Annotated in this window: 15 protein-coding genes and 1 pseudogene; 5 read left to right on the top strand and 11 right to left on the bottom strand. The window is 72.9% G+C overall.

Annotated features, from left to right (window positions below):
- Window positions 1-9 precede the first annotated feature (9 nt).
- Window positions 10-996 (bottom strand): helix-turn-helix transcriptional regulator, encoded by a 987-nt coding sequence (locus tag NCC78_RS07815; protein WP_250792891.1) that lies wholly within the window; start codon window positions 994-996, stop codon window positions 10-12.
- Between the two features lie 39 nt (window positions 997-1035).
- Between NCC78_RS07815 and NCC78_RS07820 the strand changes: the two genes are divergently transcribed.
- Window positions 1036-1827: an EI24 domain-containing protein gene (locus NCC78_RS07820; RefSeq protein WP_250792893.1), complete on the top strand. Its 792-nt coding sequence runs from the start codon at window positions 1036-1038 to the stop codon at window positions 1825-1827.
- 11 nt (window positions 1828-1838) lie between these two features.
- On the opposite strand, the gene NCC78_RS07825 is transcribed toward NCC78_RS07820, so the two are convergent.
- From NCC78_RS07825 to NCC78_RS07860, 8 genes are all read right to left on the bottom strand, one after another.
- The gene (locus NCC78_RS07825; RefSeq protein ID WP_250792895.1) at window positions 1839-2735 is read right to left on the bottom strand and encodes a GNAT family N-acetyltransferase; all 897 of its coding nucleotides are present in this window, start codon (window positions 2733-2735) and stop codon (window positions 1839-1841) included.
- Window positions 2736-3149 (bottom strand): RidA family protein, encoded by a 414-nt coding sequence (locus NCC78_RS07830; protein ID WP_284706267.1) that lies wholly within the window; start codon window positions 3147-3149, stop codon window positions 2736-2738. It abuts the gene before it with no gap.
- A 79-nt stretch (window positions 3150-3228) separates the two neighbouring features.
- The gene (locus tag NCC78_RS07835; RefSeq protein ID WP_250792897.1) at window positions 3229-4236 is read right to left on the bottom strand and encodes a LacI family DNA-binding transcriptional regulator; all 1008 of its coding nucleotides are present in this window, start codon (window positions 4234-4236) and stop codon (window positions 3229-3231) included.
- A gap of 19 nt (window positions 4237-4255) precedes the next feature.
- Window positions 4256-5638 (bottom strand): GH1 family beta-glucosidase, encoded by a 1383-nt coding sequence (locus tag NCC78_RS07840; RefSeq protein WP_250792899.1) that lies wholly within the window; start codon window positions 5636-5638, stop codon window positions 4256-4258.
- Complete coding sequence (locus tag NCC78_RS07845; protein WP_250792901.1) at window positions 5635-6468, bottom strand: carbohydrate ABC transporter permease; 834 nt, start codon at window positions 6466-6468, stop codon at window positions 5635-5637. The genes NCC78_RS07840 and NCC78_RS07845 overlap by 4 nt, the downstream gene beginning before the upstream one ends.
- Window positions 6465-7454: a carbohydrate ABC transporter permease gene (locus tag NCC78_RS07850; protein ID WP_250792903.1), complete on the bottom strand. Its 990-nt coding sequence runs from the start codon at window positions 7452-7454 to the stop codon at window positions 6465-6467. The genes NCC78_RS07845 and NCC78_RS07850 overlap by 4 nt, the downstream gene beginning before the upstream one ends.
- Before the next feature lie 102 nt (window positions 7455-7556).
- Window positions 7557-8861: an ABC transporter substrate-binding protein gene (locus NCC78_RS07855; RefSeq protein ID WP_250792905.1), complete on the bottom strand. Its 1305-nt coding sequence runs from the start codon at window positions 8859-8861 to the stop codon at window positions 7557-7559.
- Window positions 8862-9112: 251 nt separating this feature from the next.
- The gene (locus tag NCC78_RS07860) at window positions 9113-9877 is read right to left on the bottom strand and encodes a maleylpyruvate isomerase family mycothiol-dependent enzyme (RefSeq protein WP_250792906.1); all 765 of its coding nucleotides are present in this window, start codon (window positions 9875-9877) and stop codon (window positions 9113-9115) included.
- 71 nt (window positions 9878-9948) lie between these two features.
- On the opposite strand from NCC78_RS07860, the gene NCC78_RS07865 reads away from it, so the two are divergent.
- Window positions 9949-11040 (top strand): UDP-N-acetylmuramate dehydrogenase, encoded by a 1092-nt coding sequence (locus tag NCC78_RS07865; protein ID WP_250792908.1) that lies wholly within the window; start codon window positions 9949-9951, stop codon window positions 11038-11040.
- A gap of 190 nt (window positions 11041-11230) precedes the next feature.
- On the opposite strand, the gene NCC78_RS07870 is transcribed toward NCC78_RS07865, so the two are convergent.
- Window positions 11231-12028, bottom strand: a complete 798-nt coding sequence (locus tag NCC78_RS07870; protein ID WP_250792910.1) for a class I SAM-dependent methyltransferase — start codon at window positions 12026-12028, stop codon at window positions 11231-11233.
- 27 nt (window positions 12029-12055) lie between these two features.
- On the bottom strand, window positions 12056-12820 hold the full coding sequence (locus tag NCC78_RS07875) for an SDR family NAD(P)-dependent oxidoreductase (protein WP_250792911.1): 765 nt from the start codon (window positions 12818-12820) through the stop codon (window positions 12056-12058).
- 181 nt (window positions 12821-13001) lie between these two features.
- Between NCC78_RS07875 and mshA the strand changes: the two genes are divergently transcribed.
- The 3 genes and pseudogenes from mshA to NCC78_RS07890 all read left to right on the top strand — a co-directional run.
- Complete coding sequence (gene mshA, locus NCC78_RS07880; RefSeq protein WP_250792914.1) at window positions 13002-14366, top strand: D-inositol-3-phosphate glycosyltransferase; 1365 nt, start codon at window positions 13002-13004, stop codon at window positions 14364-14366.
- A gap of 49 nt (window positions 14367-14415) precedes the next feature.
- Window positions 14416-14991 (top strand): type III secretion system chaperone family protein, encoded by a 576-nt coding sequence (locus NCC78_RS07885; RefSeq protein ID WP_250792916.1) that lies wholly within the window; start codon window positions 14416-14418, stop codon window positions 14989-14991.
- 79 nt (window positions 14992-15070) lie between these two features.
- Window positions 15071-15307 (top strand): annotated as a pseudogene (locus tag NCC78_RS07890) (hypothetical protein); the annotation flags it as partial.

Raw genomic sequence — 15307 nt, forward strand, 5'->3', positions numbered from 1 at the left:
CCGTCGCGGTCACCCGTCCGCCGCCCGACCGGCGTAGAGCGCGGCGAGCCGGGCGGCCGCCCCGGCCATCCGCTCCCGCAGCTCGGGCGGGTCGAGCACCTCCGCCTCCGGGCCCAGCCCCAGCAGCTGGTGGTACGCCACCTCCACGGACTCGACGGGCAGCCGGGTGGTCACCCGGCCCTGCCCGTCGGGCCCGTCGGCGGCGGCGACCGCCTCGTCGTACACGAAGGGGGCGTCGGTGAGGTGTCGGAGCTGGCGCAGGCCGGCGGGGGTCAACCGGAGCGTGACCCGCGCCCGGAGCATGCCCCGCAGGAACGCCTCGGCCTGCTCTCGCCAGTACCCGGGCAGGTCGAAGCCCTCGTCCCGGTCGAAGGTCGCGTCGCCCACCTCGACGCCCGTCACCCGGTCCACCCGGTACGTCCGGTGCCCGTCGCCGACCCGGCCGACCAGGTACCAGACCCCGCTCTTGAGCACCAGCCCGTACGGCTCCACCCGCCGGGTGACCTCCCGCTCCCCGCGCCGGTACCGCAGCTCGACCACCCGGTCCCGCCAGACCGCGCCGGCCAGCTCGCCCAGCCACGGCGGCGGCCCGACCTCCCGGAACCATCCCGGCACGTCCAGGTGGAACCGTTGTCCGGTGCGGGCCGGAGCGTCGCGCAGCGCGGGCGGGAGCGCGGCCAGCACCTTCAGCTCGGCCGACGCGACCGCGTCGGCGAGCCCCATGTCGCCCGCGGGTCCGGGCAGCCCGGACAGGAAGAGCGCCTCCGCCTCGTCCCGGGTCAGCCCGGTCAGCCGGGTCCGGTAGCCGCCGAGCAGCCGGTAGCCACCGGCCCGACCCCGATCGGCGTAGACCGGCACGCCGGCGGCGGAGAGCGCCAGCACGTCCCGGTACACCGTGCGCTCGGAGACCTCCAACTCCCGCGCCAGCTCCGCGGCGGTCATGGTCTCCCGCGCCTGCAACAACAACACCAACGAGATCAACCGGGCCGCCCGCACCCGTCCATCCTGCCCCCTCGGCCACTAGGCTCTGCGGTCGTGAACGCACCCAGCATCGCCGCGCCCGTGACCGGCGCCGTCGGCCGGTTCCTCAGCGGCGTCGGGCTGCTCCTGCGCGGCCTCGGCCTCTACGCCCGCAGCCCCGGCCTGATGCTGCTCGGCGCCGTGCCGGCGCTGATCTCCGGTGCGCTCTTCGTGGCCGCGTTCGCCACCCTGGTGTACGTCGTGGACGACCTGGCCGCGCTGGTCACGCCGTTCGCCGACGACTGGTCGACCACCGCGCGGAGCCTGGTCCGGGTGATCGCCGGGCTGGCCTTCCTCGGCCTCGGCGGCCTGCTGGCGGTGGTCACCTTCACCGCGGTCACCCTGGTCATCGGCGACCCGTTCTACGAGAAGATCTCCGAACGGGTCGAGGAGCGGTTCGGCGGCGCCCCCGGCGCGGTCGACGTGCCGTTCTGGTCGTCGCTGCGGCGCAGCGTCGCCGACTCGCTGAAGCTGGTGGGCCTGTCGGTGCTCCTCGGCGTCCCGCTCTTCGCCGCCGGCTTCATCCCGGTGCTCGGCCAGACCGTGGTGCCGGTGATCGGCGCGGCGGTGGGTGGTTGGCTGCTCGCCGTGGAGCTGGTCGGCGCCCCGTTCCACCGGCGCGGGATGCGGTTGCCGGAGCGCCGCGCGATCCTGAAGGCGGACCGGCCGACCGCGCTCGGCTTCGGGGTGGCCGTCTTCGTCTGCTTCCTGATCCCGCTGGGCGCGGTGCTCGTCATGCCGGCCGCCGTCGCCGGGGCCACCCTGCTCGCCCGCCGCTCCCTCGGCCAGCCCATCCAGCAACCCTGACCACGGCGGGATCAGGCCAGCTCACGCCGGCAGGACCACTGGGACGCGACCGGGCGGTAGCCGAGCCGGGCGTTGACGGCCAGCATCGGCGCGTTGGTCTCGTCGTTCGAGGTGTACGCGGAGGTGACCCCGTCGGCGGCGGCCCGGTGCAGGGCGGCGAGCTTCGCCAGGCGGGCCAGTCCTCGACCCCGGTGTTCCGCCAGGGTGGCGGTCATGTCCGACCACATCCGGTCGCCGTCCCGCTTGACCAGGCTGAACGCGGCCAACGATCCGTCGACCTCGACCGCCGTGCTGGCCTCGCGGTCCAGGCCGAGGTTGTCCCAGACCTCGTAGCGCCAGTGCTCGTGGCCGAACGCGTCGGAGGGGACGTCGTCCGGTTCGTCCGCGCTCGCGGCGGCGTACAGGGCGTGGACCCGCCGCGGGTCCAGCTCCGCCAACGCGACGAGCCGGATCCCGTCCGGTACGGCCGGCAGCGGCGGCGCCGCGGTCAGGTCGAGCGCCGAGTACCGCACTTCCCGGCCGGGTTCGAGGCCGCGCCTGCGGGCGAACGGCAGGGACTCGGCCAGTGCCCAGACCCGGAACGTGCGCACGCCCAGCGAGGTCAGGTGGTCGGAGGCCGCTGCCAGCAGCGCCCCGCCGATTCCTCGGCGGCGGTGCGCCGGGTGTACGTGCAGCAGGGCGATCTCGCCGAAGCCGGTCGTCGAGGTCCGGGCGTTGCGGTACGCCGACGTCCAGCCGACCACCTGCCCGTCGTGTTCCGCCACGAATGGGACCCAGTCCTCGCCGGGCGGCGGCTCGGCAATCATCTGCCGGGTCGACTCGACGCCCCGCACCAGGTAGGGGTGGACAAGTGCGCGCAGTGCCACGACGGCCGGCGCGTCATCCGGGACAGCGGTGCGGATCCGCATTCAGCTCGCCCCGCGGACGGCGGCGACGGCCTCGACCTCGACGAGCTGGTCGGGATAGCCGAGCACGGCCACCCCGAGCAGGGTGCTGGGCGGGTCGTGGTCGCCGAACGCGTCCCGGACCACCTCCCAGGCGGCCACCAGGTCGGCCCGGTGCGTCGAGGCCACGTACACCGTGGTCTTGACGACGTCGCCGAGACGGGCGCCGGCCGCCGCGAGGGCGGTCTCCAGGTTGGCCATCACCTGCCGGGCCTGGGCGGCGGGGTCGCCGGGTGCCACCGTCCGCCCCTGCGCGTCGAGGGGGCAGGCGCCGGCGGTGTACACCAGCCGGGCCGGCGGCACGACCATGGCCGCGTACGCGTACTCGGCGACGTCGGAGAGCTCGGGGACGTGGATCAGGTGGGTCGGATCGGTCACCCGGCGACGCTACCGTCGGCGGTGCGGACCGCTCGACCGGATTTCCGCGTCGAGGGCCCTCCCTGCGGTCGCGACGGCGTCAGGCCGACTCCCGGACGACCAGCTCGGTCGGGAGGATCACCCGCTCCTCGACCACCTCGCCGGCGGCCAGCCGCAGCAGCTGCCGGGTCATCTCCCGACCCAGCTCGACTATCTCCCAGCGCACCGTGGTCAGCGGGGGCTCGGTGTACGCCGCGGTCTCGATGTCGTCGAAGCCGATCACCGCGACGTCCTCCGGCACCCGCCGCCCCGCCTCCCGCAGCGTCCGCAGGGCGGCGTGCGCCATCAGGTCGGAGGCGGCGAAGACCGCGTCCAGGTCGGGATGGTCGGCGAGCAGCTGGCGCATCGCCGTCGCCCCGGACTCCCGGGTGAAGTCCCCGATCGCCACCAGCTCCGCGAGCCCGGCGGCCGCCACGGTGTCCCGGTAGCCCGCGAGCCGTTCGATCCCGGCGATCATGTCCTGCGGGCCGGCGATGGTGGCGATCCGCCGGCGACCGTTCCCGATCAGGTGTCGCACCGCCCGGCTCACCCCGCCGACGTTGTCGACGTCGACGTACGGCACCTGCGCGCCGTCGAGCGGCCGGCCGGCGCACACCACCGGGATGCCGAGGCGGGCCAGCGTGCCGGGCAGCGGGTCCGCGCCGTGCAGCGAGGCGAAGAGCACCCCGTCCACGTGCCGCCCGGTGGTGTACCGCTCCACCCGCTCGTGCCCGGCCGCCGACCCGGCCAGCATGAGCACCAGCTGCTTGTCGGCCGCCTCCAGCTCCTGGCTGACTCCCCGGATGATCCCCGGGAAGACCTGGTCGTCGGAGAAGACCCGGGTGGCCTCCTCCGGCATGACCAGGGCCACCGAGTCGGTCCGCTGGGTGACCAGGCTGCGGGCGGCCAGGTTCGGCACGTACCCCAGCTCGGCGACCGCCCGGCGGACCGCCTCCTGGATGGGCTCGGCGACGGTCGTGGAGCCGTTCACCACCCGCGAGACGGTCGCCCGGGACACGCCGGCCCGCCGCGCGACCGCTTCCAGGGTGGGCCGCTGTGCCGTCGTCATCCCCGTTACCACCATCTCGTCACAGCCCGTTCCGGGAGATCACCTCCTGGTACCACCGGGCACTGGACTTCGGGGTGCGCCGCTGGGTCAGGTAGTCGACGTGGACGATCCCGAACCGCTTCCGGTAGCCCTCGGCCCACTCGAAGTTGTCCAGCAACGACCATACGAGATAGCCCCGTAGATCCACACCCCGGGCGATGGCCTCGTGCGCCGCCCGCAGGTGCCCGTCCAGGTAGGCGATCCGGTCCGCGTCGACCACCTGCCCGGGCCCGTCGGGGTGCTCGGTGCCGGCCTTGTCCGGAAACGCCGCGCCGTTCTCGGTGATCATCAGCGGCACGCCGGGGTAGTCGGTGGCGATCCGCTCGAGCAGCCGGGTCAGCGCCGCCGGTTCGATCATCCACCCCATGTCGGTCAGCGGCCCCGCCGGCGGCAGGAACTCCACCGCCCCCTCGGTGCCGGGGTAGGCGCCGCCGCCCCCCGCCCCGTCCGTCCGGCCGGCGACGTAGGTGGGCGCGTAGAAGTTCACCCCGAGCAGGTCGAGCGGCGCGGCGATGGTCTTCTCGTCGCCGTCCCGGACGAACGTCGGCGCCACCAGGCGGCTGACGTGCTCCAACACGTCGTCCGGGTAGCCGGCGCCGGTCAGCGGGTCGAGGAAGATCCGGTTGTGCAGGCCGTCGACCAGGCGTACCGCCGCGGCGTCCGCGGCGCTGGCCGGGTCGGCGGGGCGCACGTCGGCGGGGTTGACGGTGATCCCGACGGTCTCCGCGCCGGCCGACCGCAGCGCGCGGGCCGCCAGGCCGTGCCCCAGCAGCAGATGGTGTACGGCGCTGAAGGCGGCGCCCGGATCCTGCTCGCCCGGGGCGTGGACCCCGTTGCCGTACCCGAGGTACGCCGAGCACCACGGTTCGTTGAGCGTGGTCCAGGTGCGGATCCGGTCACCGAGCCGGGCGTGCACGGCGAGGGCGTAGTCGGCGAAGTGCTCGGCGGTCTCCCGGTTGGTCCAGCCGCCCCGGTCGGAGAGCGTCTGCGGCAGGTCCCAGTGGTAGAGCGTGACGATCGGGTCGATCCCCCGGGCCAGCAGCGCGTCGGTCAGCCGGTCGTAGAAGTCCAGGCCGCGGGGGTTGACCGGGCCGGAGCCGTCGGGCTGGATCCGCGGCCAGGCCACCGAGAAGCGGTACGCCCGCAACCCCAGCTCGGCCATCAGCGCCACGTCCTCGGCGTACCGGTGGTAGTGGTCGCAGGCCACGTCGCCGGTGTGCCCCTGGTGCACCTTTCCCGGCGTACGGCTGAAGGTGTCCCAGATCGACGGGCCGCGGCCGTCGTCGTGGGCCGCGCCCTCGATCTGGTACGCGGCGGTGGCCGCGCCCCAGACGAAGTTCTCGGGAAATCGCAGAGCGCTCACGCCTTGACCGCACCTTCCATGATGCCGCCGATGATCTGGCGGCCGAACAGGACGAAGACCAGGAGCAGCGGGAGGGTGGCGATGGCCGTCCCGGTGAACACCTGCGACATGTCGGTGTAGTACCCGTCGGAGAGGGTGCGGAGCGCGAGCTGGACGGTCGGGTTCTCCGGGTCGTTGAGCACGGCGTACGGCCAGAGGAAGTCGTTCCAGGTGGTCATGAAGGTGAGCAGGCCGAGCACGGCGGCGGCCGGGCGCAGCGCCGGCAGCACCACGTTCCAGTAGATCCGCCCGGTGCCGCAGCCGTCCACCCGGGCCGCCTCGATCAGCTCGGTGCTGACGGCCTGGCCGGCGTACTGCCGCATCATGAACACCCCGAAGCCGGTGACCAGCGCCGGGACGATCACGGCCGGCAGGCGGTCGTTCCAGTTCAGTCGGGTCATCAGCATGTACAGCGGGATGACGCCGAGCTGGGTGGGGACCATCATCGTCGCGATGATCACCATCAGCAGCGCGTTGCGACCACGGAACCGCAGCTTGGCGAAGGCGAACCCGGCCAGCGTGGAGAAGAAGACCACCGAGACGGTGACGGTGCAGGCCACGATCGCCGAGTTGACCAGGCCGGCGACGAAGTACGCGTCGGTGTTGCCGAGCAGGCGGGAGATGTTCGCGCCGAAGTTGCCGCCCGGGGTGACCGGCGGCGGCACCTGGCCCATCGCGTCGTTGGAGCGGCTGGCCACCACGAACATCCAGTAGATCGGGAAGATCGACAGGAATGCGGCGGCGATCAGCGCGCCGTAGGTGAGCCGGCTGGCTCCCCAGAGGTGGGTCATCGCGGTCCTCCCTTCGGCCTGCCGCCGCCGAGCCGGCGCAGGAGCAGCACGTTGACCGCCGCCACGACCGCGATCAGGGCGAAGAGCAGCCAGGCCACCGCCGAGCCGTACCCGAAGTTGTAGTGCGGCGCGAAGGCGTTCTCGAACATGTACATGGTCACCGTCTGCGACTCCCGCAGCGGTCCGCCGCGGATGGGGTTGGTGCCGGAGTGGAAGAGCCGGGGCTCGGTGAAGAGCTGGAGCCCGCCGATGGTGGAGACGATGACGGTGAAGATGATCGTCGGCTTGAGCAGCGGCACCGTGATCGACCAGAACTGCCGGGTCCGGTTCGCCCCGTCGATGGCGGCCGACTCGTACAGGTCCCGGGGGATGGCCTGCATCGCGGCGAGGAAGATCAGCGCGTTGTAGCCGGTCCACCGCCAGTCGACCATGGCCGAGATGGCCACCCAGGAGGCGAACCGGTTCGACTTCCAGTCGATCGCGTCGACTCCGACCAGGTCCAGCAGCCAGTTGACCATGCCGAACTCGCGGCCGAAGAGCACCCCGAAGACGATCGCGACCGCGGCCGTCGAGGTGATGTTGGGGATCAGCACCGCCATCCGGAACGTGGTCCGGGCCCGCAACTGCCGGTTGAGCAGGTTGGCCAGCCAGAGCGCGGCGAGCAGCTGCGGGATGGTGGAGATGACGAAGATGCCCAGGGTGTTGACGACCGCGTGCCAGAAGTCGGTGTCCGCCATCAGGCGGGTGTAGTTGTCGAGGCCGACGAACGGGTGGTCGCTGCCGAGCAGGTCCCAGTCGTGCAGCGACACCCAGAGGGTGTAGATCAGCGGGTAGACCCCGAAGACCCCGAAGAGCAGGAAGAACGGGGCGATGTAGAGGTAGGGGGAGTACTTCTGGTCGAGCCGGCTGAGCCGGATTCCCCGCGGCGGGCGGGCGGTGCGTGGTGCCGGTGCCACCGGCGGCCGGGCGTCGAGCTGGAGAGCCATGACCCGTAACTCCTTTCCATGCCGCCCGCTCCCGTCGACCCGGATCTCATCGCCGATCGCCACGATCGGCTCCGGGTCGACGGGAAGAGCGGCTCGGGTCGGCTACTTGGCGGCGGCCTTCTTCGCGTTGGTCACCGCGTCGGTCCAGCCCTGGTCGGGGGTGCGCTGGCCCAGTTCGACGGTGCGGACGGCGTTCTCCACCTCGGTGCGTACGGCCTGGTTCTTCGGTCCCATGTAGACGGGCTTCAGGGTCTTCGCGCCCGCACCGAAGATCTGGCCGACCGGCGCGTCGGAGAAGTACGCGTTCTTGGCGTCGACGATCGCCGGGTCGGCCAGCGCCTGCGGCGAGGAGGGCAGCGGGCCCTTGGCCTTGAACGCGCCGATCTGGCCCTTGGCGCTGGTCAGGAACTTCACCAGCTCGATCGCCTCGTCGCGGTGCTTGCTCTGCTTCGGCACCGCGAGGTGCGACCCGCCCCAGTTGCCGCCGTTGCCGGGCACCCGGGCGATGTCCCACTTGCCCTTGGCGTCGGGGCCGGCGTTGCCCTCGATGACCCCGGTCATCCAGGCCGGGCAGGCGATGGTGGCGAACTTGGCCTGCTTGAAGGCGGAGACCCACTCCTCCGACCAGGAGCCGTACTTGCCGGACAGGCCGGAGTCGATGATGTCCATGGTGGTGTCCCAGGCCTGCCGGACCGCCGGGTTGCTGTCCACCACGAGGTTGTCGCTGGTGTCGTAGTAGTGGTAGCCCTGCGCGTTGCCGGCGGTCTGGAGGACGATGGTGTTGAAGGTGTTGGTCGCCGCGTCCAGGAAGGACGCCCCGGTTTTCTTCGCGGTGAACTGCTCGCCGACCCTGATGTAGTCCTGCCAGGTGGGCCAGAGCTTGGAGACCGCGTCCCGGTCGGTGGGCAGCCCGGCCTTGGCGAACAGGTCCTTGCGGTAGCACATCGCCATGCCGCCGACGTCGGTGCCGAGGCCGATCAGCTTCTTGCCGTCGGCGGAGAGCCCCTGGTTCCACTTCCATTCCATGAAGTTGCCCTTGAGCTCCGCCGCCCCGTGGTCGAGCAGGTTGACGAAGTTGTCGGGGTTGGCCTTGTACTCGACCATCAACCCCTCTTCGATGGCGACGACGTCGCCCGCGCCCTTGCCGGCGGCGAGCCACTGGGTCAGCTTCGGCGAGTAGTCGTCGAGGTTCGTGCCGGTGCCCCGCTCGACGATCTTCACGTTGGGGTGGCTGGCCATGTACTCCTTGTAGAGCTCCTCGTAGCCGAACTGGCTGAACACGTCGACCGTCAGCGTGATCTGGCCGTTCTCGGCGGGTTCGTCGTCGCCGGCGCAGCCGGCGGTGGCGAGGAGTGCGGTGGCGGCGACGAGGGCCACCGCCAGGCGGCGGCGCGGAAAGACACCCATCTGTCTCGGACCTCTCTCGGATCATCGGGTGGTGGGGCGGGTGGGGCTGCTATGAGCGAGTCGCAGTCACCTGACGACTCCGGCCGATCATTGTGAGAGCGCTCTCACGACAGCGTCGTCGGTGCGCCCGGGGCTGTCAAGAGAGCGCTCTCCCGAATCTTCGCCTGGGAGCGGGACCACCCGGGAAAGCGGAAAGAGTGGCCATCCACCGTGGAATGGCCACTCTTCGCGGGCGAGGGGAAGCCCCCGGGTCAGCCGATGCGGAGCCCCTCGAGCAGGGAGCGGTCGCCGGTCACGCCCAGGGTGTCGAAGCTGACCCGGCCCCAGAGCGCCAGCAGCAGGTCGCTCGCGGTACCGCTGACCTGCGCCCTGGCGTGGTGGTCGTCGTGGTCGAAGATGGTGGCGGTGTCGAGCAGGGCCACGCCCTCGCCGCGCAGCCGCAGGAACCACTCCTGCGCGGCGTCGACCGCCGAGAGCTGCACCACCCCGTGCCACTGGCCCGCGGTACGGCGCCGGCCGGCGGGCAGCCAGGTGTCCAGCACCTCGCCCACCCCGTCGGCGGCGAGCTTCGCCTCGACCGGCTCACCGGCGGCGATGGCGAGCTGGGCGTCCCAGCGGTGCACCGCGGTCTCGTGCGCCATCCGGCGCGGCCAGAAACCCGCCTTCTTCGGCTGCGGCGCCCAGTTCCACGCCGGTGCCTCCGGGTCGAGGGAGTCGAAGAGGTCCATCAACCGGTCGTAGCTCTGCTGCCAGAACCGCAGCGGGGTGACTCCCGGGTCGAGCTCGGCGCGCTCCGGACGCCGCGGCGGCGCTGTGGTGCCGCCGGAGCCGGCGAAGGAATGCACCCACTGGTAGACGCCGGCGAGGTGCAGGGTCAGGTCGGTGACCGCCCAGCCGGGGCAGGACAGCACGGGTGTCTCCGGCGGCGCCTCCGCCACCGCGGCGGCGAACGCGGCGCCTTCCGCCCGGAGCGCCCCGATCCAGAAGTCCTTCGTGCCGTGCAGTCTGCTGCTCATCGCCAATCCTCCCGGGGGTGACCGGGCCACCAGTGGGTGCCGCGGCTACCCCTCAGCCTAGGGTGAAAGGCGTGTCAGACGTCTACGCCCAGCCGACAACCGGAGCCGAACGCGCCGATGTGCACGAATTGGCGCGATACACGACGTTACGCCTCGGCGGGGCGGCCGAACGCATCGTCACCGCCACCCACGCGGACGAGATCGTCCGGGCGGTGCGGGAGGCGAGCGGGCGGGACGAGCCGGTCCTGATCCTCGCCGGCGGCAGCAACGTGGTGATCGGTGACGCCGGCTTCCCGGGCACCGTCGTCCTGGTCCGGTCGCGCGGGCTGCGGGTGGTCGCCGAGGACGCCGAGACGGTCACCGTACGCGTCGAGGCGGGCGAGCCCTGGGACGAGCTGGTCGCCACCACCGTGGCCAACGGCTGGTCCGGCCTGGAGTGCCTCTCCGGCATCCCCGGCTCGACCGGCGCCACCCCCATCCAGAACGTCGGCGCGTACGGGCAGGAGGTCGCGGAGACCATCACCGGCGTGCAGGTCCACGACCGGGTCGACGGCGGCATCGGGCGGATCGACGCGGCCGACTGCGGCTTCGCGTACCGCTCCAGCATCTTCAAGTACAGCGACCGCTGGGTGGTGCTCTCGGTCGACTTCCGGCTCACCCGCTCGCCGCTGTCGGGCCCCGTCCGGTACGCGGAACTGGCCCGGGCGCTCGGCGTCGAGGTGGGCGACCGGGTGCCGCTGGCCGACGCCCGGGCCACGGTGCTGCGGCTGCGCGCCGGCAAGGGCATGGTGCTCGACGCCGACGACCCGGACACCTGGTCGGTCGGCTCGTTCTTCACCAACCCGGTGCTGGACCGGTCCGCGTACGAACTGCTGCGCGAGCGGGCCGTTGACATCGGCGAGCCGCCGGCCTGGCCGGGCGCGGGGGACGTGGTCAAGGTCAGCGCCGCGTGGCTGATCGACCGGGCGGGCTTCGGCAAGGGGCACCCGGGCCCGGAGGGCGTCGCCATCTCCAGCAAGCACACCCTCGCCCTGACCAACCGCGGCGGCACCGCCAGCACCGCCGCCCTGGTCGAGCTGGCGCGCGAGATCCGCGACGGCGTCCACCACCGCTTCGGCGTCACCCTCCACCCCGAACCCGTCCTGATCAACTGCACCATCTGACCCACCCCGCCTCCTCCCACCCCCGCCGCTCCTCCCACCCCCCCGCCGTGCCGATCATGCAGTTGTGGTGGTGGACAAATGAGACGGATGCCCACCCTTCACCCACCACAACTGCATGATCGCGGGGGCCGGGGCCGGGGCCAGGGCCAGGGCCAGGGCCGGGGCCGGGGCCGGGGCCGGGGGGTGGGGGTCAGGTGGGGGAGATGGTGGGCCAGGGGAGGGTGAGTTCGCCGAGGCGCCAGCGGCGGGGGCGGTCGAGGATCGGCCAGCCGGCCTGGCGCAGTGAGCCGACCGCGTGCAGCCAGCGTTGGCGGGGGCCGAACGGGGCGTAGCCGGCCGCCGCGTGCCAGGCGTCGTCGAGGGCGCTGATCAGGTCGTGGATCCGCTCGCCGGGGACGTTGCGGTGGATCAGCGCCTTGGGCAGCCGCTCGGCCAGCTGCGCCGGGCTGTCGAGCGTCGACAGGCGGGCGGCCAGGGTCAGCGAGCGGGGGCCGTCGGCGTCGATCAGCAGCCAGCCGCCGAGCCGGCCCAGCTCGTCGCAGGTCCCCTCCACCAGCAGCCCACCGGGGGCCAGCCCGGCCGTCATCGTCCGCCAGGCGTCGCCGACCTCGCCCTCGTCGTACTGGCGCAGCACATTGAAGGCGCGGACCAGGGCGGGACGCAGCCCGGCCAGCTCGAAACCGCCCCGGGTGAAGGTGAGCCACGGCGGGTCCGCGGCCGGCTCGGCGGCGGCCACGCGTACCGGATCGATCTCCAGCCCGACCACCCGCACGTCGGCGCGGACCCCGGCGGCCAGCCGGGCGCGCAGCTCGAGGGCCGTCACCGGGGTGGCGCCGTAGCCGAGGTCGACCACCAGCGGGTCGGCGGCGGTCCGCAGGGCGTCCCCGCAGGTCTCGACGATCCAGTTGTCGACCCGGCGCAGCCGGTTGGGACCGGTCGTCCCCCGGGTCACCACACCGAGCGGCCGGCGCCGGGCCCGCTCCGCCATCGTCGTGTCCGCGACCGTCGGTCCGGCTCAGCCGGCCCGGTGCACCTTGTGCTGGGCGGCCTGCGCCAGCGGGCGGACCACCAGCCGGTCGACGTTGACGTGCTGCGGGCGGGTCGCGCACCAGGCGACGCAGTCCGCGACGTCCTCGGCGAGGAGCGGCTCGGCCACCCCGGCGTAGACCGCCGCCGCCTGCTCCGCGTCGCCGCCGAAGCGGACCAGCCCGAACTCGTCGGTCTTCACCATGCCGGGGTCGATCTCGATCACCCGGACCGGCCGCCCGCAGAGTTCCAGCCGCAGCGTGCCGGCGATCGCGGTCTGCGCGTGCTTGGCGGCGGCGTAGCCGCCCCCGCCCTCGTACACGGTGAAGCCGGCGGTCGAGGAGACGACCACGATGGTGCCGGCGCCGGAGGCCTCCAGGGCGGGCAGCAGCGCCTGGGTGACCCGCAGCGTGCCGAGCACGTTGACGTCGTACATCCACTGCCAGTCGCCCACCGAGCCGGACTCGACCGGGTCCAGGCCGCGGGCGCCGCCGGCGTTGTTGACCAGCAGGGTGACCGGCCCCGGCGCCCGCGCGGCCGCCTCGGCCAGCCCGGCCACCGACTCGTCGGAGGTGACGTCGCAGGCCACCGCCGTGGCCGTGCCGCCCGCCGCCTCGATCTGCGCGACCAGGTCGGCCAACCGGTCGGTACGCCGCGCGGCGGCCAGCACGTGGAAACCCTCGGCGGCGAGCCGGCGGGCGGTGGCCGCGCCGATCCCGCTGGACGCTCCGGTGACGATGGCGACAGAGGTCATCCGGACATTCTCCCTCCGCGCGTGTCGCCGATGTGGTCGGCGTCTCGATGAGGTCCGTCACGCCGGGGCGACGTACCGGGGCATCACCCGTGCCCGATGGGGAAGATGACAACCGGCGAGGACGTTGTCCGAAAAGCGCCGGTCGTGCGGGACGGCATCAACCGTGACAGAGGGAGCGGACGTGGCGGAAATGCACACCGGTGTCGGTCGTCAGCGAGGTGCCCGGCCGTGGCCGCGTCCCCGGCGCATCGCGACGCTCTCGGTGCACACCTCACCCCTGCACCAGCCGGGCACCGGCGACGCCGGTGGCATGAACGTCTACATCCTGGAGGTGGCCCGGCGGCTGGCCGAGGCGGACGTCGAGGTGGAGATCTTCACCCGCGCCACCTCCGGTGACCTGCCCCCGGTGGTGGAGATGGCGCCCGGCGTGCACGTCCGGCACATCACCTCCGGCCCGCTGGAAGGGCTGACCAAGGAGGATCTGCCCGGGCAGCTCTGCGCCTTCACCGCCGGCGTGTTGCGCGCCGAGGCGTCCCGCCCGCCCGGCCACTACGACCTGATCCACTCCCACTACTGGCTCTCCGGTCAGGTCGGCTGGCTGGCCAAGGAGCGCTGGGGAGTTCCCCTGGTGCACACCGCGCACACCCTGGCGAAGGTCAAGAACGCCCAGCTCGCCGCCGGGGACCGGCCGGAGCCCAAGGCCCGGGTGATCGGCGAGGAGCAGGTGGTCGCCGAGGCCGACCGGCTGGTCGCGAACACCGGGGTCGAGGCCGGCGACCTGATCGACCGGTACGACGCCGAGCCGGCCCGGGTCGCGGTCGTCGAGCCCGGCGTCGACCTGGACCGGTTCCGCCCGGCCCCGGGCGACCGCGCGCTCGCCACGGCCGCCGCCCGCCGTCGCCTCGGGCTTCCCGTCGCGGGGTACGTGGTGGCCTTCGTCGGCCGGATCCAGCCGCTTAAGGCCCCCGACGTGCTGATCCGCGCGGTGGCCGCGCTGCGCGAGCGGGACCCGGCGCTCGCCGGGGAGGTGACCGTGGTGATCTGTGGCGGCCCCAGCGGCAGTGGGCTCGACCGGCCGACCGCCCTGATCGAGCTGGCCGCCTCGCTCGGCGTCGCCGACCGGGTGCGCTTCCTGCCCCCGCAGACCGGCGACGACCTGCCCGCCCTCTACCGGGCGGCGGACCTGGTCGCGGTGCCGTCGTACAACGAGTCCTTCGGGCTGGTGGCGCTGGAGGCCCAGGCCTGCGGTACGCCGGTGGTGGCCGCCGCCGTCGGCGGTCTGGTGACCGCGGTGCGCGACCAGGTCAGCGGGGTGCTCATCGACGGCCACGACCCGGTCGACTGGGCCCGTACGCTCGGCCACCTGCTGCCGGACCGGCTCCGCCGGGCCGAGCTGTCCCGGGGCGCCGCCCGGCACGCCCGGGGTTTCTCCTGGCAGCGCACCGTGTCCGGGCTGCTCGCCGTCTACGGCGAGGCGATCACCGAACACCGCGCCCGGCTCGCCTCCGAGCTGGCCGGCGACGCCGCGATGTCCTGCTCCTGGTGACGTCGCCGCCGTCCGGTGCGACGGTCGCGGCGGCCGTAGAGTGGGGCGGATGAGCGCGAAGAGTGACCTTGCCGCCCTGATTGAGTCGGTATGCGACGAGCGGGAACTGGCCTGGGAGTCGACCGGCGAGGGCTCGTACGCCGTCACCCTGCCCGGCACCCACAAGCTCAAGACCGTCTGCAACCTGATCGTCGGCGAGCACGCGCTGCGGATCGAGGCGTTCGTGATGCGCCAGCCCGACGAGCGGCGCGAGGAGTTGTGGGCCTGGCTGTTGCAGCGCAACGCCCGCATGTACGGGGTGTCGTTCTCCATCGACGCCGTCGGTGACGTCTACCTGACCGGCCGGGTGAACCCGGCGGGGATCGACGCCGACGAGCTGGACCGACTGCTCGGGGCCGTCCTGACGTACGCCGACGAGTCCTTCGACACGATGCTGGAGATCGGCTTCGGCAGTTCGATCCGGCGCGAGTGGGAGTGGCGGGTCAAGCGGGGCGAATCCACCGCCAACCTCGCGGCCTTCGCGCACCTCTTCGAACCCTCGACGGGTGCCGCCGCCGGGCCCGGGGCCGCCGGGTCCGGTTCCGCCGAGGCCGGTGTCACGGTCGGAGGTTCGGACCGGTCCTGACGGGTATGCCGCACCGCGCGGTGCGGCACTGGGACCCGCCGCGCGCCGAGGACGGACTGTCGAGGAGCGTGAGCGTCCCATGGCTCAGCGGAACAGCTCAGGTCGCGGCGGGACTGCGACCAGGACGAAACGGCAGGCGGGCAACCAGACCCCGAACACTCCGGAGGTCTCCGAGTCCGAGATCTCCCGGATGAAGGTGGACGAGATCCGCGGGCAGTTGCGCAAGCGCGGGGTCTCCGGGATCTCGGCGCTGCGCAAGCCGGATCTGGTCAGCACGCTGGCGCGGACCCTGCGGGCGGAGCGTCCGTCGGGTGGC

It is taken from the genome of Micromonospora phytophila, from assembly GCF_023656545.1.
GTDB lineage: Bacteria > Actinomycetota > Actinomycetes > Mycobacteriales > Micromonosporaceae > Micromonospora > Micromonospora phytophila.